A 16,174-nucleotide genomic window follows, 5' to 3' on the forward strand; every position below is an offset into this window, starting at 1 on the left:
CTGTGTTTCGCTCCAGAGAACCTGGAGCCCCTGGTCGTCCGCGTATGCGGGATCGCCCGAAATCCTGGAAGTGCTTGCGGAAATTTGCGGAAACGCTTTCAGGGTGGGGGTCGGACAGAGGTAAAGTGACGGCCATGAACGGTCACGCCCGCCTCGCCGACATCGCCGCCCAGGCCGGGGTGAGCGAGGCCACGGTCAGCCGGGTGCTCAACGGCAAGCCGGGCGTCTCGGCCGCCACCCGCCAGGCCGTGATGACCGCGCTCGACCTCATGGGCTACGAGCGCCCGCCGCGGCTGCGGCAGCGCAGCAACGGCCTGGTCGGCCTGGTCACCCCCGAGCTCGACAATCCGATCTTCCCCGCGTTCGCCCAGGCCGTGGAGAAGGCGCTCACCCAGCACGGCTACACGCCCGTGCTGTGCACGCAGCTGCCCGGCGGGGCGCCCGAGGACGAGTTCACCGAGTTGCTGGTGGACCGGGGCGTGAGCGGCATCGTGTTCGTGTCCGGCCTGCACGCCGACACCACCGCCCGCATGGACCGCTACACCCGGCTCACCGACCGCGGGCTGCCGATCGTGCTCGTCGACGGCTACAGCGAGCGCATCGAGGCCCCGTTCATCTCGCCCGACGACCGGCTGGCCGTGCGCCTGGCCGTGCAGCACCTCGTCGACCTCGGGCACGAGCGGATCGGGCTGGCCCTCGGGCCGCGCCGGTTCGTCCCCGTCATCCGGAAGATCGAGGGATTCCGTCAGGCCATGGCCCAGCTCCTCGGCGTCACCGGCGTCGACGACCTCATCGCCGACTCGCTGTTCTCTGTCGAGGGCGGCCAGGCCGCGGCCACCCAGCTGCTCGCCCGCGGCTGCACCGGCATCGTGTGCGCCAGCGACCTCATGGCGCTCGGCGCGATCCGCGCCTGCCGCGAGAAGGGGCTGGCCGTGCCGGGGGAGGTGTCGGTGGTCGGCTTCGACGACTCGCCGCTCATCGCGTTCACCGACCCGCCGCTCACGACCGTGCGCAAACCCATCGGCGCGATGGCCTCCGCCGCCGTGCAGACGCTGCTCGAAGAGGTGAACGGCGCGCCGGCCAAGCACGTCGAGCTGATCTTCCGCCCGGAGCTCGTCGTGCGCGGCTCCACCGGCTCCGGCCCCCGGGTCAGCCGGTGACGCCCCCGCGGGGGAAGACCCCGGGCAAGCCCCATGACGTGCTCGTGCTGGGCGGGTCGGGCGTCGACGCCACGGTCTACGTCCCCGAGCTGCCCCTGCCGTACGCCGACACCTACGGGGTGCCGCCCATCCAGGAGCGGATCGGCAACACCGGCGCCGGCGTGGCGCTCGGCTGCGCCGCCCTCGGCCTGTCGGTGGCGTTCGCCGACCTCGTCGGCGACGACTCGCAGGGGGCGCTCATCCGCGACGCGCTCGCCGGCGTCGACGCCTTCTGGGGCCGCGCCGCCGCCGGCACGCGCCGCAGCGTGCTGCTCGTCGGCCCCGACGGCCGCCGCACCTCGCTGCACGACCCGCGCGACACGCCGGGCGAGCGGCTGCCGCGCGAGCTCTACGCCGGCGTGCGCGCCCGCCACGCGCACGTCTCGATCACCGGCTACTGCCGCGACGTGTACGACGACCTCGACGGCATGCCCGTCTCCACCGACCTGCACGACTGGGACGGCGTCAACGACCACCACCGGGAGTTCGCCCACCGCTCCGACCTGGTGTTCATGTCGGCCGCCGCGCTGGACTCGCCGGAGCGCGTGATGCGCGACATCCTCCGCCTGGGCCGCGCCGAGCTGGTCGTCTGCACGCGCGGCGCGGACGGCTGCCTGGTGCTGCCGCGCGGCGGCGACCTGCGCGCCTTCCCCGCCACCCCGCTGCCCGGCCCGGTGGCCGACAGCAACGGCGCGGGCGACGCGTTCGTCTCCGGCTTCCTCTACGGCCGGCTGCGCGGAGCGGCGCTGGAGGAGTGCGTGCGGCTCGGCTCGCTGGCCGGGGCCCACGCCTGCACGGTGCCCGGCACCCATGAGGCGCCGATCACCGAGGCCGCGCTGCTCCGCGCGGCCTCGGCCGCCTGACAGGGCTACACGAGGGGGAGGCGGGCCACCCCCGTCATGGTCGGCGTGGGGATGAACGTCACCGGGTCCTCCGGATCGGTGCGCAGCGGGTCGAGCCGGTCGAGCAGGATGTTCAGGGCGACCCGTCCCTCCAGCCGGGCCAGGGGAGCGCCCAGGCAGAAGTGGATGCCGCGGCCGAAGGCGAGATGCGGGTTGGGGTCACGGCCGGGGTCGAACACGCCAGGGTCGGCGAACTGCCGGGGGTCCCTGTTGGCGGCCCCGAGCCACACCATGACGAGCTGGTCGGCCGGTATCGTCACGCCGCCCAGCTCGGTCTCGCGGGTGGTGGAGCGGCCGAGGGCGGCGAACGGGGGCAGCAGGCGCAGGGACTCCTCGATGACGGCCGGGACCGACGCGCGGTCGGCCCGTACCGTGGCCTGCTGCTCGGGGAAGGCGTCGAGGCAGAGCACGGTGTTGCCGAGCAGCATGGTCGTGGTGATGTGCCCGGCGAGCAGCAGGATGATCGCGAAGTTGACCACCTGGTCGTCGGGGAGGTGCTCGCCGTCCACCTCGGCCTCGACCAGCCTGGTCAGCAGGTCGGCGCGCGGCCGCCGGCGGCGCTCCTCGGCGTGGCCGGCGAGGTAGGCGGACATCTCCTTCCACGGCTTGAGCGTGGCCTGGACGTCCGCGGTCTGCTCCTCGACGGGCTCGGTGAGGGAGATCGTGGTGTCGCGCTGGAAGAGCGCGTCGGCCCACTGCTTGAACAGGGCGCGGTCGCCGCTGGGCACGCCCAGGAGCTCGGCGATGACGATGACGGGCAGAGGGTAGGCCAGGTCGGTCACGAGCTCCAGCCGTCCGCGCTCCCGCGCCGCGTCGAGCAGCTCATGGGTGAGGGCGGCGATCCTGGGTTCGAGGTCCGCGACGACCTTGCGGGTGAAGGCGCTGCTGACCAGCTTGCGCAGCTTGCCGTGCTCCGGGGGGTCGATCTGGGTGATGAAGCCGTTCATCGAGAACTCCTCGCTGTCCGGCATCAGCCCCTTGGGGAGCACGCGCATGGTGTCGGAGGAGAACGTCGTGGGGTCGGCGAGGATGTCGTGGGCCTCCGGGTAGCCGTAGACGTTCCACATGCCGGTGCGGGCGTCGTACTCCACCGGTTGGCCCGATCGCGGCCCGCGCAGCCAGAAGTGCTGCTCGGGGATGTCGTACCGTTCGACGATGTCGGTCATCGTCTCTCCCTCCGTATCAGGTCGGCTCTGCGCGGTACTCCTGCCAGCGCTGGAGCATCTCGTCCGCGTCACGCTCGGTGAAGGCGAAGAACTCCCGGGTCTCCGCCAGCCGGGCCCGCTGCTCGGGCCGGTCCTCGCCGACGAGCGACAGCCCGAGGTCCAGGGCCTCGACGCCGAGGTGCACCCCGGCTAGCTGGACCTTCAGGACGTGCGCCCATCCGCCGTGGGCCACCTGGTAGCGGTGCTCGCGCCCCGGTGCGGGGACGCGCTCGATCATCCCGCCCGCCTCCAGTTGCCTGGCGACCGTGCTGACGGCCGTCTTGCTCACCCCGAGCCGGGCGGCCAGCTCGGTCAGCGACTGGTGCGGCGGATCACAGATCATCAGCCACGCGTACAGCCGGCCCATGGTGCGGGTCCCGCCGATGCGCTCCATGACCAGCCCCATCCGGTCGATGAACTCGCCTTCCCGTGGATCCATCGTGGCACCGCCGGCAACATCGTCATATACGTACTTGACGAACTCTACGCGCGTCCTCGTTTCCGGACTCCGACCTTGTGACGGGCGCCGAACGGGACAGGCGCCCGTCACGCTCCGGCGCGCGCGGCGTCCGGGTGAGCCTCTTCTGGCTGACCCTGGCGAGCGCGCGCGAGGGCTTGGGTTTCCACGTCGTACGTTACGCACTCACAGGTGCCTACTTCCTATAAGAGAGTGCCGCTCCTACGGTGGTGTGCGGCGGGAGGTCCGCCACCTGAGTGAGAGGGAGAGATCGCATGCGTGCTGTCGTCATCCGCGCCTTCGGCGGCCCGGAGGTGCTGGAGATCGCCGACCTGCCGGCGCCGTCCGTGGGGGAGGGGCAGGTACGGATCAGGGTCGAGGCGGCGACCGTCAACCCCGTCGACGCGGCCACCCGGTCGGGCGCCCTCACCGAGGCGGGGCTGCTGCCCGAGCGCGACCTGATCGGCATCGGCTGGGACGTGGCCGGGACCGTCGAGGAGACCGGCCCGGGCGTCACCGGGCTCGCGCCGGGGGACCGCGTGGTGGGGCTGTCGGACCGGCTCGACGTGCCGCTCGGGACCCAGGCCGAGCAGGTCGTGCTCGACGCGGACGTCGTGAGCCGGGCGCCGTCCGGGGTGAGCGCGGTGGAGGCGGCGACGTTGCCGCTCAACGGGCTGACCGCCGTGCAGGCCCTCGACCGGCTCGGCCTGGCCCCCGGCGAGTCGCTGCTGGTGACGGGCGCGGCGGGGGCGGTGGGCGGGTTCGCCGTCCAGCTCGCCGCCGCGCGGGGCCTGCGGGTCGTCGCCGTCGCCGGGGCCGCGGACGAGCCCCTGGTACGGGAGCTGGGCGCGGAGCTGTTCGTGCCCCGCACCGCCCGGCTCGGCGAGGCCGTACGGGCTCTGGTGCCCGGCGGCGTCCACGGCGCCCTGGACGCGGCCGTGACCGGGGCGGCGGCGCTCGACGCGGTCCGTTCCCGCGGCTCCTTCGCCGCGGTGGTCGCGGGCGGCGCCCCGGTGCCGCTCCGGGGGACGCGCGTGTTCACCCACTGGATCACGGCGGACGGGGCGCGGCTGGCGGACCTGGTCGAGCTGGTGGAGCAGGGGACGCTCACGCTCAGGGTCGCGGAGACCCTGCCGCTGGAGCAGGCGGCCGAGGCTCACCGCCGCCTGGCCAAGGGCGGCCTGCGCGGCCGCCTCGTCCTCGTCCCCTGATCCTGGCCTGGTCCGGGGCGCGCTCGGGCGGTCAGCCGCCCAGGGTGAGGCGGACGCCGTGGCTCAGGCCGGAGTCGTGCAGCTCCAGCGCGGCCGGGCCGGCGCCCTTGGGCAGCTCGAACACCAGCGCCCCGCTGAACGACTGGCCCGGCCCGATGCGCACCGGAGTGATCTCCGTGCCCGCCTTGTCGAGCAGCCGGGTGCCGCCGTGGGGGACGTCGTCCTCGTCGCACAGCTTCTGCTGCCCCGGGTACAGGACGCGGGCCTCCTGGCCGATGTTGTCCACCTTCACCGAGACCGTACAGGTGCGCAGCTTGGCGGACTTGGCGGTTTTGGGGCACTTGGTGCCGGTCACCGCGAACCGCAGCCTGCCGTCCTGCGCCGGCCCGTCCACGCTGCCCACGGCGGGGTCCCGCGTCATCCAGGCGATCAACGCGACCAGCACCACGAGCAGCACCAGGGCGATCACCACGGCGGTCAGGCAGCCGGTGAACGTGCCACGCCGGGGCCTGCCGGGCGGGGGCATCGTGGAGGGCGGCAGCGGGCCCGGCCCGGTGAGCCCGGACGGAGGCCCCTGACCGGGCGGCGGCCCCTGCACGGTACGCCCGCGCGCTCCGGGCCCGTGCGACGACGGGCCGTGCGGTCCACCCGGTCCGCCAGGTCCATGCGATGACGGGCCGCGTGTTCCGGGCCCGTGTGGTCCGGGTCCGTGTGACGGCGGGTTCTGCGGCCCGGGTCCGTGTGACGGCGGGTTCTGCGGTCCCGGTCCGTGTGACGGCGCCTGGGCGGCCGGTCCTGGTCGGCCGGGGAGCGGCCCCTGGCCGGTGTGGTGGTGCGGCGGCTGCTGGAGAGACCCGGACGGCATGGGCGGCTGCCCCGGCGGGGGAAGCGGCACCTGACCGGTCTGGTGGGCCTGCGGCGGCAGCGGCACCTGGCCCGTCTGGTGGGCCTGCGGGGGCCGGCCGGCCGTGGACGAGGACGGCCCCGGCTGGGCGGGCGGCGCGGCCGGGGGCGCCTGCGGGCCGGGCGACGGAACGGGCGGGCGTCCGGGGGCGCTGCGGGGGGACTGCGACAGCGGCGGGAGATCCGCCGGGTCCCACGTGGTGGTGAGGTGGCGCGTGGCCGCGAGCTGCGCCGCCGGCTCGTCCGCCGCCCCCACCAACTCCAGCAGCAACTGGCGCGCCGGGGGCCGGCGCGCCGGGTCGGGGTGGATGGCCGCGGCCACCAGCCGGTCGAGCGGCGCGGGCAGCCCCCGGAGGTCGGGCGGCGCGGTGCGGGCGCGGGCGGCCATCACGTACGCGTCGCCCTCGCCGAACGGGTGCCCGCCGAGTCCCGCGTACGCGATGAGCGACCCCCACGCGAACACGTCGCCCGCCGGGCTGGTCTTCCCCTCGAACACCTGCTCCGGAGCGATCCAGCCGGGCGTGCCCATGACCATCCCGGCGTTGGTGTGGCGGGAGGACAGGTGCGCCGAGCGGGCCAGCCCGAAGTCGATCACCCGGGGCCCGGCGAGCGTCAGCATGACGTTGGCCGGTTTGAGGTCGCGGTGGACGAGGCCCGCCGCGTGGATGGCGGTCAGCGCCGCGGCGACGCCCACGGCGGCCGAGTGGAGCACGGACGGCGACAACGCCCCGTGCTCGATGAGGTGGTCCTCCAGGGAGATGCCGTCGATGTACTCGGTGACGAGGTACAGGACCCCGCCGTCCTCGCCGTGGTCGAGCACCCGGGCGGTGCAGAACGAGGCGACCTTGCGCGCGTTGGACACCTCTTCGTGGAAACGCGCCCGGTAGACCGGGTCGGCGGTGTAGTCGCGGCGGATCGCCTTGAGCGCCACCCGCGCGCCGTCGGCGGCCCTGGCCAGGTAGACGGTGCCCATCCCGCCCGACCCCAGCCGGCTGATCAGCTCGTAGGGGCCGATCGCCGGGGGGTCCTCGGGTGTCAGCGGAGTGCCCGCGGAGCGATCCTGCAGCCCCAACGTCGCTGTCCTCTCGCCGTCGTCATCCCGCCGCCTCGACCGGCCGGGCCATCGCCCGGCATGCCCTTTTCCACCCCAGACTCTAACGGAGGAAGACGCCCTCCGGTGGCGGCGTGACGGCCTCGCCCGCCATCGCCTTCCCCGCCCGCACAGGGCATGGGGGCGGGGAAGGGCGCGGAGCGCGGCTCTTCCCGGGGCGGCCGGCTCCCGGGACGGTCAGCGGAGGGCGGCGGCCTCGGCGGCGAGCGCCTCGACGCGGGCCCAGTCGCCCGTCGCCAGCGCGTCGGCCGGGGTGAGCCAGGTGCCGCCGACGCAGCCGACGTTCGGCAGCGCGAGGTAGTCGGCCGCCGTCTCCGGCCGGATCCCGCCCGTCGGGCAGAACCGCACGTCCGGCAGCGGCCCCGCCAGCGACTTCAGGTACGGCCGGCCGCCCGCGGCCTCGGCGGGGAAGAACTTCAGCTCCTTCAGGCCCCGCTCGGCCAGCGCCATGACCTCCGACGCCGTGGCCGCCCCCGCCAGGAACGGAGCGCCGCCCGCCAGCATCGCGTCCACCAGCGACGGCGTGGCCCCGGGCGAGACCAGGAACGACGCGCCCGCCTTCAGCGAAGCCTCGACGTCGGCGGCCGTCCGCACCGTGCCCGCGCCCACCACGGCGCCGGGCACCTCGGCGGCGATCCGGCCGATCGCCTCCAGCGCCACCTTCGTGCGCAGCGTCACCTCGATGACCGGCAGGCCGCCGGAGACCAGCGCCCGCGCCAGCGGCACGGCGGTCTCCACGTCGTCGATCACCACGACGGGGATCACGGGGGCGAGGTCGAGCAGGCTCGTCATCTGCAACTCTTCTCCTTGCCGGCCACCGGGGCCGTCGTCCATCTCGTCGGCCTCGAAGGCCGTTGCACGTTGTCCGGCCGGGGCGAGCCGTGCGCCCAGGCTACTGAGTCGCCGGGAGGCGGGTCCGCGCGGCCACCGCCGTCCCTCAGCCCGGCAGCGGCGCCGGCTCCGCCGGGGCGACCGGCAGCGCGGTCGTCATGGCGGGCAGGTCCTCCGCCCATTCCGAGGAGCCACGGGCGGCGCGCGAGGCGAGGCGGTCCAGCCAGGCCGCGGCCCCGGTCAGCGCCGGTTGCGGGGCGACGATGAGGGACGTCGCGATGGCCGACAGGTAGTCCGCCATATCCGGGTTCGTGGCGAAGCGCGTGCGGAACGGACCCGTACGGACCCGCTCCGCGATCCGCGGCAGCACTCCGCCGCCGAGGTACACCCCGCCCCGCGCGCCCAGCGTCAGCGCGACGTTGGCCGCGAACGTCCCGAGCAGACCGCAGAACACCTCGACCGTCTCCGCGCACAACGCGTCGTCCGCCCGCGCCACGATCCCCGACGCCGTGTCCTCGGCCGCGGCCACGCCGCGGACGTCGGCCAGCGCCCGGTGCAGCCGCACCAGCCCGGGACCCGACAGGACGTGCTCGGCCACCACCTGGCCGCCGGGGCCGCCCGGCACGTGCCGGCGCGTGAGCGCCCGCAGCACCTCCAGTTCACGCTCGTCCTGTACGGGCAGCGTCACGTGGCCGCCCTCGCCCGGGACGGGGACCCAGCCGCCGTCCACCGGCACGAGCCCGGCCACGCCGAGCCCGGTGCCGGGACCGAGCACCGCCTTCATCCCGTACGCCGGGGCGTTCACCCCGGACGCCGGGGCGGGGCCGCCCAGCGGCACCAGGTCGTCGCCCTCCAGGTGCGGCAGCGACACGGCCAGCGCCTCGAAGTCGTTGAGCAGCGCCACCTCCGGCACGCCGAGGTCGCGGGCCGAGCCGGACCAGGGCAGGTTCGTCAGCGCGTAGCGGTCGCCGTCCACGGGACCGGCCAGGGCGAGGCAGGCCGCGCCCGGCCGCGCGCCGTCCGCGTGGTCGGCGAGGTAGGCGGCCACGGCCTCGGGCAGGCCCCGGTGCTCGGCCCCCGCGAGCACGGCGACGTGCGAGGGCCGCGCTCCGGGCGAGGTCACCAGGCCGAACCGGGCGTTGGTGCCGCCGATGTCGGCGACCAGCCATGGGAAGGCGAACCCGCTCACCGCCCGGCCCTCCGAACCCGTCCGAGGCGGCCGGCCCTGCCGAACCGTCCGAACCCGTTCACCTGCGGGCTCCGGTGCCCACCTGGGCCGGGTCGGCGAGGCCGGTCTCCAGGTGGGAGGCGCCCGCCTCCGCCGGGAAGCCCAGCCCGGGGCCGTGGTGCGGCGACTCGGCGCCGCTGATGCCGAAGATCCCGGCGCCCTGCTCGGCGTGCCCCGCCATGCGGCGGAACGTCGCGAACAGCTCGCGGCCCGTGCCGACCCACTCCGCGTCGCTGAGCGGCCGGCCGCCCGGCGTGCGCCGGGCCAGCTCCTCGGCCGGGACCCGCAGCTCCAGCGTCCCGGCCGCCGAGTCCAGCCTGATCACGTCGCCGTCGCGGACGAGCGCGATCGGGCCGCCGTCGGCCGCCTCCGGCGACAGGTGGATGGCCGCGGGCACCTTGCCGGACGCGCCGGACATGCGCCCGTCGGTGACGATCGCGACCCGCTGCCCGCGGTCGAGCAGCACGGCCATCGGCGGCGTGAGCTTGTGCAGCTCCGGCATGCCGTTGGCGCTCGGCCCCTGGTAGCGGAGGACGGCGACGAAGTCCTGCCCGTCCAGCTCGCCCGCCTCGAACGCGCGCAGCAGGTCGAGCTGGTCGTCGAACACCTTGGCCGGGGCCTCGATCACCAGGTGCTCCGGCTTGACGGCCGACACCTTGCTCACCGCCCGGCCGAGGTTGCCCTCGAGCATGTGGATGCCGCCGTCGGCGGAGAACGGCTCGGAGACGGGACGCAGCACGTCCAGGTCCTTGCTGCCGCCGGTGACCTCGGACCAGACGAGCGCGCCGTCCTCCAGCGCCGGGGCGGAGCGGTAGTGGCTCAGCCCCCGCCCGGCGACCGTCAGGACGTCCTCGTGCAGCAGGCCCGCGTCGAGCAGGTCGCCGATGAGCACCTGCATGCCGCCGGCGTCGCGGAAGTGGTTCACGTCCGCCTGGCCGTTCGGGTAGATGCGGGTGAGCGACGGCACGACCTCCGACAGGCGGGCCAGGTCGTCCCAGGTGAGCACGATGCCCGCGGCGGCGGCCATGGCCACCAGGTGCAGGGTGTGGTTGGTGGAGCCGCCGGTGGCCAGCAGCGCGACGCAGGCGTTCACGATGGCCTTCTCGTCGACCAGCTCGCCGAGCGGCGTGTACTCGGAGCCGTGCGCGGTGATCTCCACGGCACGGCGGCCGGCCGCCTCGGTCAGCGCGTGCCGCAGCTCGGTGTGCGGGTTGACGAACGTCGAACCCGGCAGGTGCAGGCCCATGACCTCCATCAGCGCCTGGTTGGAGTTGGCGGTGCCGTAGAAGGTGCAGGTGCCGGGGGAGTGGTAGGACTTCGCCTCGGCGTCGAGCAGCTCGACGCGGCCCACCTTGCCCTCGGCGAACAGCTGCCGGGTGCGGGCCTTCACCTTGTTCGGCAGCCCGGAGGTCATGGGGCCGGCCGGCACGAAGATCGCGGGCAGGTGCCCGAAGTGCAGCGCGCCGATGAACAGGCCCGGCACGATCTTGTCGCAGACGCCCAGCAGCAGCGTCGCGTCGAACATGTCGTGCGACAGCGCGATCGCGGTCGCCATGGCGATCACGTCCCGGCTGTAGAGCGACAGCTCCATGCCGGCCCGGCCCTGCGTGATGCCGTCGCACATGGCCGGCACGCCGCCCGCCCCCTGCGCCACGCCGCCGGCCCGCCGCACCGCCGCCTTCAGCTCCGGCGGGTACGTCTCGTACGGCTGGTGAGCCGACAGCATGTCGTTGTAGCTGGTCACGATGGCCACGCCGGGCTTGGCGGCGCCCATGAGGGCCGGCTTGTCCTCGGCGGGCGCGGCGGCGAAGCCGTGCGCCAGGTTCGCGCACCCCAGGTGCGCGCGGGCCGGGCCCTTGGCGCGGGCGGCCTCGCCGGCGCGCCGGATCCGATCCAGGTAGACGCTGCGGCTCGCGCGGCTGCGCTCGGTGATCTTGTCCGTGATCTCCTGGATGACGGGGTTCATGGACACTCCTTCGTCGGCCGTGCGGTTACTGCCGGTGCTGTCGGGGTCTGGGCAGGCGGTGTGAGAGGCAAGGGGGCGGCGCCGGTCACGACTCGTCCTCGTGCCAGGCCCGGCCGCTGCGGGCGAGCATCTCGTGGGCCCCCGCGGGGCCGGTCGAGCCCGCCGCGTACGGCTCGGGCAGCTCGCCCGACGCCTCCCACGCGGCGAGGATCGGGTCGATCCACCGCCAGGCGGCCTCCACCTCGTCGCGCCGCATGAACAGCGTCGGGTTGCCGGCCAGCACGTCCATGAGCAGCCGCTCGTACGCCTCGGGCACCCGCGCGGTGAACGTCTCGCCGAAGCTGAGGCTCAGCGGCACCGGCTTGAGCGTCACCTCGCCCGCGCCCGGCTCCTTGGCCATGATGTGCAGCTGGATGCCCTCCTGCGGCTGGAGCCGCAGGACGAGGCGGTTGGGCGTGCCGCCGGGGAAGATCGAGTGCGGGACGTCCTTGAACTGGACGACGATCTCCGACACACGGCGCGGCAGCCGCTTGCCGGTGCGCAGGTAGAACGGCACCCCGGCCCAGCGCCAGTTGCGGATCTCGGCGCGGATCGCGGTGAACGTCTCGACCCGGCGCGACTCCTCGGTGGGCGGGGTGGAGGCGGGCTCGTCCAGGTAGCCGGGCATGTCGCCGCTCTCGACGTACTGGCCGCGCACGGTGAACCGCTCGACCCCGCCGCCGGTGATGGGCCGCAGCGCCTGCAGCACCTTGACCTTCTCGTCGCGGATCGCCTCGCGGTCGTTGCGCGCGGGCGGCTCCATCGCGGTCAGGCAGAGGAGCTGGAGCAGGTGGTTCTGCACCATGTCGCGCAGGGCGCCCGCGTGGTCGTAGTAGCCGCGGCGGCCGGGCGTGCCGACGGTCTCGGCGGCGGTGATCTGGACGTGGTCGATCCACAGCGAGTTCCAGATCGGCTCCAGGAACGCGTTGGCGAAGCGGAGCACGAGCAGGTTCTGCACGGTCTCCTTGCCCAGGTAGTGGTCGATCCGGAAGATCTGCCGCTCGTCGAAGATGGCGCCGACCTCGTCGTTGATGCGCTGCGCGCTGACCAGGTCGTGGCCGAGGGGCTTCTCCAGCACCACGCGGGAGCGGGGCGTCACCAGGCCGGCGGCGGCCAGCTCGCGGCAGAACACGCCGAACGTCCTGGGCGGGCTGGCCAGGTAGAACACCCGGTCGCGGTCCTCGTGCCCGGCCAGCAGGGCGGCCAGCGCGCCCCACCCCGACCGGTCGGAGCCCCCGTCGACGGCCTGGCCGCCGCCCACGTCGATCGACACGTGGTGCAGGCGGCCCAGGAAGCGCCGCCACACCTCGGCGTCGCCGCCGGGGATCCGGTCGCGTACCTCGGCGTCCACCTTGCCGCGGAAGTCCGCGTCGGTCAGCCCGCCGCGGGACATCGCGATGATGCGCGTTCCGGGCGCGAGCCGGCCCTCCCGGTCGCCGTGGTACAGCGCGGGAAGCAGCTTGCGCATGGACAGGTCGCCGGTGCCGCCGAAGACCACGAGGTCGGCGGTGTGCGCGGTCTCGGGCGCGCCGGACGCTGATGTGCCGGAGGCGGATGTGCCGGAAGACGAGCTCATGGGGGACACGACGAGGAACTCCGTTGATCTACCAAGAAGGACAGAACGGACACTAGCCAGAGTTTGGTTCGTAGACAAGCAGAGTTTTGGCATGTGAGATGAAAAAGTTGCGACTTTTCATTACGTAACCTCCTGTGATTCACTTAGCCGATGCCTCGACGTACCGCCGCTACCCTCGCCACGAGTGGCGAGGTGCTGCGCCTCATCCGCTCGGGTGAGGCGGTGACGCGGGCCGATCTCGGCCGGGTGACCGGCCTGTCGCGCCCCGCGGTGCAGTTGCGCGTCGCCGAGCTGATCGAGCGCGGTCTCGTGGTGGAGCGGGCCGACGCGCCCTCCACCGGGGGGCGGCCCCCCGTGCGGCTGGAGTTCAACGCCGCGGGCGGGGTGGTGCTGGTGGCCGCGCTGGGCGCCAGCCGCACCCGCGTCGCCGTGTGCGACCTCGCGGGCCGCGAGCTGGCCGGCCGGGACTTCGCCATCGACGTCGAGCAGGGCCCCGACGTGGTGCTTCCGCTGCTCCTCGACACCTGGGAGGACCTGCTCGGCGACCGGCCGCGCGAGGACGTCAAGGGAGTCGGCATGGGCGTGCCGGCCACGGTCGAGTTCGCGCGTGGCCGCACCGAGAGCGCGCGGGTGATGGCGTCGTGGACCGGCGTGCTCATCCCGCCCATCGTCCGCGAGCGGTTCCCGGTGCCCGTGCTCGTCGACAACGACGTGAACGTGCTGGCCATCGGCGAGCACCGCGGCGTCTACCCCGACCTCGACGACCTGATGTTCGTCAAGGTGTCCACGCGGATCGGCGCCGGCGTCATCGCGGGCGGCGGGATCCTGCGCGGCGCGCTCGGCGCGGCCGGCGAGATCGGGCACATCCCCGTCCGCGACGGCGGCGGCGTCCTGTGCCGCTGCGGCAACGTCGACTGCGTCGACTCGGTGGCGAGCGGAACGGCGCTGCTGCGCGAGCTGCGGACGGCCGGCAAGGACGTCAAGACGATCGCCGACGTGACCGCGCTCGTGCGGGCCGGGGACGCCGAGACGATGGCCATGGTCCGCGAGGCCGGGCGGCGCATCGGCGAGGTCCTGGCCGGCGCGGTGAACATCCTCAACCCGTCCGTGGTCGTGCTGGGCGGCGACGTGGCGGAGGCGTTCGGGCCGCTCGTGTCGAGCATCCGGGAGGTCGTCTACCGGCGCTCCACGGCCCTGGCCACGCGGCGCCTGCGCATCGAGCCGAGCCGCATGGGCTGGGGAGCCGGCATCAGCGGCTGCGCGGTGATGGTGCTGGAGAGCGTCCTGTCACCGGACGCCGTCGACGAGAGCCTCGACCTGCGCCCCTCCTGAGCTTCGCCACCCGGGAACGGCGGCGGAGCTCAGTCCGCGGCGTCGCCGTCGCCCAGGTCGTTGCCGTTGCCGTTGCCACTGCTGACGCCGTGGCCCGGGTGCCTGCTGTGGCCCGGCGGGGTGCGGCCGGCGGGGTGGGCGGGGGCGTTCGGGACGACGTCCGTGGGCGTGGGCGTGACCGGGCCCGCCGGGACGGGGCTGGCGGCTCCCGGCCGCCGGGAGCGGGCGGGGGTCACCGACGCCTCACCCGGCCGCACGGGCGGCGCGGTCGTGGCGCCGCGCCGCGGAGCCGGCGTGGCCTCCACCGTGCGGGGCGAGCGGGTGGCCGTGGGCCGGGCCGTCGCGGTGGGAAGCGGCGACGGCACGACCGCCGGCGTGGGCGCGTGGTGGCCGGGGCGCGTCACCGGGGCGCTGGCCGTCGTGACCCGCGTGGCCCCGGCCCTGGCGGGCTCCGCACGCCGCTCGTCGCCGCCCGGCAGGCTGACCGGGGACAGCGAGGCGCCGCCGAGCTCTCCCAGACCGAGGATCGCCGCCGCGCTCAGCATCACCACGCCGGTCAGCACACCGGCGGTCATCAGGACACGTCTGCGCGGCTCGGTCTCGGTCACAGCCGCAGATGATAGTGAGTGCCGGGCGGAGGTCGGACCGCCCCGCGACAATCGTGATCAAGATGGTGATCGCCGCGGGCGGCTCAGCACGTGCACATCAGCCCGCGCAGCGCGGCCTCCAGGCCCTGGCAGGTGCCCACCCGGGCCGGCCACGGGAAGCGGACGAGGTCGTCGTCCACGCGGACCGTCGCGCCGTGGCTGTCGAGCTCCCACAGCCACACCTCGCCGCACCCGGCGCCCGCCCCGGGAGCGCCCGCCCCGGGAGCGCCCGTCCCGACGGGGCCCGAGCGGCCGGAGCAGCCGGGACGCCCGTCGTGACCGCGGCCCTCGCCCATGAGGGCGGGCTCGCCCAGCAGAGCGGCCACGCCGTCGGCGAGCTGCGCCCGGTGCGCCTCGTTGACGTGGGCGAGGACACGCTCGGCCGTCTCCGTCAGCGGGTCGGGCCCGGCGTCGAGGTACTCGTCGGCGTCCAGCACGCCCGACTCCTGCCCGGTCAGGTACACGACCTGCGCCACGTCGAGCCGCAGCAGCCGCGGCGCGGACGGCTCGCCGTACCGCTCCAGCGCCGCGAACAGCCCCTCGTCCGCGCTGCGCGCCGCGACCGTGACGGCCGCCGCCCGCGCCTCCTCCACCGGTACGGCCTGCGCCCACCCCTGGACCTCCAGCAGCCCGCGCGGGTGCTCGGCCTCACCCAGGCGGCGCGTCGCGGTGAGGCTCCCCGCCACCACCGCGTCGTCGCGCAGCCCGTGCAGCGGCTCGCCGGTGCGCACCAGCAGCACCGGGCGGCCCCGCTCGTCCACCCCGCCGGTCGCGGGGGACGGGACGCCGTCGACGGTCACCCGGACCACGGCGGAGGTCGCGGCGAGCGTGCGGACGCGTTCGGCGATGGGCGGCATGGCGGCTCCTTGAGATCAACGTGAATACTAGGTTAGCCTTACCTAAGTAAGGATTACCTAATCACATGAGGTGAACGTGCGCTACACCGGTCCCAAGGTGCGGCTGTCCCGCCGCGCGGGCGTGCCGCTGACCAGGAAGGCCATCCGCTACTTCGAGCAGCGGCCGTACCCGCCCGGCGAGCACGGCCGCAAGACCAACCGCCGCACCACCGGCGACTACGGCCTGCGCCTGCTGGAGAAGCAGAAGCTGCGCTGGTACTACGACGTGTCCGAGCGGCAGCTGCGCCGCTACTGGGACCTGGCCGTGCGCAAGCCCGGCGCGTCCGGCGCGGAGCTCGTCACGCTGCTGGAGACCCGCCTGGCCTCCCTCGTGCTGCGCGCCGGCCGGGCGCCGTCGATCTCCGCCGCCCGCCAGTACGTCACACACGGCCACATCGCCGTGGACGGCCGCAAGGTGGACATCCCCAGCTACCTGGTCAAGCCCGGCCAGGTCGTCTCGGTCCGGGAGCGGTCGCGGCGCATGCAGCCGTTCGTGGCCGCCGCCGAGGGCGTCCACGCCGACGAGCGGATCGCGCCGTACCTGTCCGTGGAGCACGCCGACCTGCGCTTCACACTGACGGCCCGGCCGGAACGCGAGCAGATCGCGGTTCCGGTGGACGAGCAGCTCGTCGTGGAGTTCTACTCCCGCTGACCCGCCCGGCCGTGCCTCC

The 16,174-nt window shown here is 74.5% G+C and carries 14 protein-coding genes; 5 read left to right on the forward strand and 9 right to left on the reverse strand.

From position 1 onward, the window contains the following. The first annotated feature begins 134 nt into the window (after positions 1-134). A complete protein-coding gene (locus MTP10_RS24730; protein WP_310712013.1) occupies positions 135-1,160 on the forward strand; it encodes a LacI family DNA-binding transcriptional regulator in 1,026 nt (341 codons plus the stop codon). Continuing rightward, complete coding sequence (locus MTP10_RS24735; RefSeq protein WP_310712015.1) at positions 1,157-2,062, forward strand: PfkB family carbohydrate kinase; 906 nt, start codon at positions 1,157-1,159, stop codon at positions 2,060-2,062. Before MTP10_RS24730 ends, MTP10_RS24735 begins: the two co-directional genes overlap by 4 nt. Before the next feature lie 5 nt (positions 2,063-2,067). On the opposite strand, the gene MTP10_RS24740 is transcribed toward MTP10_RS24735, so the two are convergent. Beyond that, the gene (locus tag MTP10_RS24740; RefSeq protein WP_310712016.1) at positions 2,068-3,267 is read right to left on the reverse strand and encodes a cytochrome P450; all 1,200 of its coding nucleotides are present in this window, start codon (positions 3,265-3,267) and stop codon (positions 2,068-2,070) included. A gap of 16 nt (positions 3,268-3,283) precedes the next feature. Then, positions 3,284-3,745: a MarR family transcriptional regulator gene (locus tag MTP10_RS24745; RefSeq protein ID WP_310712017.1), complete on the reverse strand. Its 462-nt coding sequence runs from the start codon at positions 3,743-3,745 to the stop codon at positions 3,284-3,286. A 293-nt stretch (positions 3,746-4,038) separates the two neighbouring features. Here MTP10_RS24745 and MTP10_RS24750 point away from each other — a divergent pair, with 293 nt between their 5' ends. After that, positions 4,039-4,974, forward strand: a complete 936-nt coding sequence (locus tag MTP10_RS24750; protein WP_310712018.1) for an NADP-dependent oxidoreductase — start codon at positions 4,039-4,041, stop codon at positions 4,972-4,974. Between the two features lie 31 nt (positions 4,975-5,005). Here MTP10_RS24750 and MTP10_RS24755 read toward each other — a convergent pair whose 3' ends face one another. From MTP10_RS24755 to zwf, 5 genes are all read right to left on the reverse strand, one after another. After that, entirely contained in the window at positions 5,006-6,949 is a 1,944-nt protein-coding gene (locus MTP10_RS24755) for a protein kinase domain-containing protein (RefSeq protein ID WP_310712020.1), read from the reverse strand. A gap of 216 nt (positions 6,950-7,165) precedes the next feature. Continuing rightward, complete coding sequence (gene eda / locus MTP10_RS24760; RefSeq protein WP_310712021.1) at positions 7,166-7,780, reverse strand: bifunctional 4-hydroxy-2-oxoglutarate aldolase/2-dehydro-3-deoxy-phosphogluconate aldolase; 615 nt, start codon at positions 7,778-7,780, stop codon at positions 7,166-7,168. Positions 7,781-7,925: 145 nt separating this feature from the next. Then, positions 7,926-9,008, reverse strand: a complete 1,083-nt coding sequence (locus tag MTP10_RS24765; protein ID WP_310712022.1) for a glucokinase — start codon at positions 9,006-9,008, stop codon at positions 7,926-7,928. A 58-nt stretch (positions 9,009-9,066) separates the two neighbouring features. Then, complete coding sequence (gene edd, locus MTP10_RS24770; RefSeq protein WP_310712023.1) at positions 9,067-11,013, reverse strand: phosphogluconate dehydratase; 1,947 nt, start codon at positions 11,011-11,013, stop codon at positions 9,067-9,069. A gap of 85 nt (positions 11,014-11,098) precedes the next feature. Then, positions 11,099-12,520 (reverse strand): glucose-6-phosphate dehydrogenase, encoded by a 1,422-nt coding sequence (zwf, locus tag MTP10_RS24775; protein ID WP_397334506.1) that lies wholly within the window; start codon positions 12,518-12,520, stop codon positions 11,099-11,101. A 258-nt stretch (positions 12,521-12,778) separates the two neighbouring features. On the opposite strand from zwf, the gene MTP10_RS24780 reads away from it, so the two are divergent. Further along, the gene (locus MTP10_RS24780; RefSeq protein WP_310712025.1) at positions 12,779-13,960 is read left to right on the forward strand and encodes an ROK family transcriptional regulator; all 1,182 of its coding nucleotides are present in this window, start codon (positions 12,779-12,781) and stop codon (positions 13,958-13,960) included. A 29-nt stretch (positions 13,961-13,989) separates the two neighbouring features. On the opposite strand, the gene MTP10_RS24785 is transcribed toward MTP10_RS24780, so the two are convergent. Together MTP10_RS24785 and MTP10_RS24790 are read right to left on the reverse strand one after the other, a co-directional pair. After that, positions 13,990-14,568 carry a hypothetical protein gene (locus MTP10_RS24785; protein WP_310712026.1) on the reverse strand — a complete coding sequence of 193 codons (579 nt, stop codon included), beginning with the start codon at positions 14,566-14,568 and terminating at the stop codon, positions 13,990-13,992. An 83-nt stretch (positions 14,569-14,651) separates the two neighbouring features. Then, positions 14,652-15,464, reverse strand: a complete 813-nt coding sequence (locus MTP10_RS24790; protein ID WP_310712028.1) for a DUF2470 domain-containing protein — start codon at positions 15,462-15,464, stop codon at positions 14,652-14,654. 76 nt (positions 15,465-15,540) lie between these two features. Here MTP10_RS24790 and rpsD point away from each other — a divergent pair, with 76 nt between their 5' ends. Beyond that, entirely contained in the window at positions 15,541-16,155 is a 615-nt protein-coding gene (gene rpsD, locus MTP10_RS24795) for a 30S ribosomal protein S4 (RefSeq protein WP_310712131.1), read from the forward strand. The last annotated feature ends 19 nt before the right edge of the window (positions 16,156-16,174 follow it).

Source organism: Nonomuraea sp. 3-1Str, assembly GCF_031570565.1.
GTDB lineage: Bacteria > Actinomycetota > Actinomycetes > Streptosporangiales > Streptosporangiaceae > Nonomuraea.

Coding starts and splice junctions, on each gene's coding strand:
- edd (WP_310712023.1), bottom strand. CDS start 11,013: ATGAACCCCGTCATCCAGGAGATCACGGACAAGATCACCGAGCGCAGC.
- MTP10_RS24790 (WP_310712028.1), bottom strand. CDS start 15,464: ATGCCGCCCATCGCCGAACGCGTCCGCACGCTCGCCGCGACCTCCGCC.
- MTP10_RS24730 (WP_310712013.1), top strand. CDS start 135: ATGAACGGTCACGCCCGCCTCGCCGACATCGCCGCCCAGGCCGGGGTG.
- MTP10_RS24740 (WP_310712016.1), bottom strand. CDS start 3,267: ATGACCGACATCGTCGAACGGTACGACATCCCCGAGCAGCACTTCTGG.
- zwf (WP_397334506.1), bottom strand. CDS start 12,520: ATGCGCAAGCTGCTTCCCGCGCTGTACCACGGCGACCGGGAGGGCCGG.
- MTP10_RS24745 (WP_310712017.1), bottom strand. CDS start 3,745: ATGGATCCACGGGAAGGCGAGTTCATCGACCGGATGGGGCTGGTCATG.
- MTP10_RS24780 (WP_310712025.1), top strand. CDS start 12,779: ATGCCTCGACGTACCGCCGCTACCCTCGCCACGAGTGGCGAGGTGCTG.
- MTP10_RS24750 (WP_310712018.1), top strand. CDS start 4,039: ATGCGTGCTGTCGTCATCCGCGCCTTCGGCGGCCCGGAGGTGCTGGAG.
- eda (WP_310712021.1), bottom strand. CDS start 7,780: ATGACGAGCCTGCTCGACCTCGCCCCCGTGATCCCCGTCGTGGTGATC.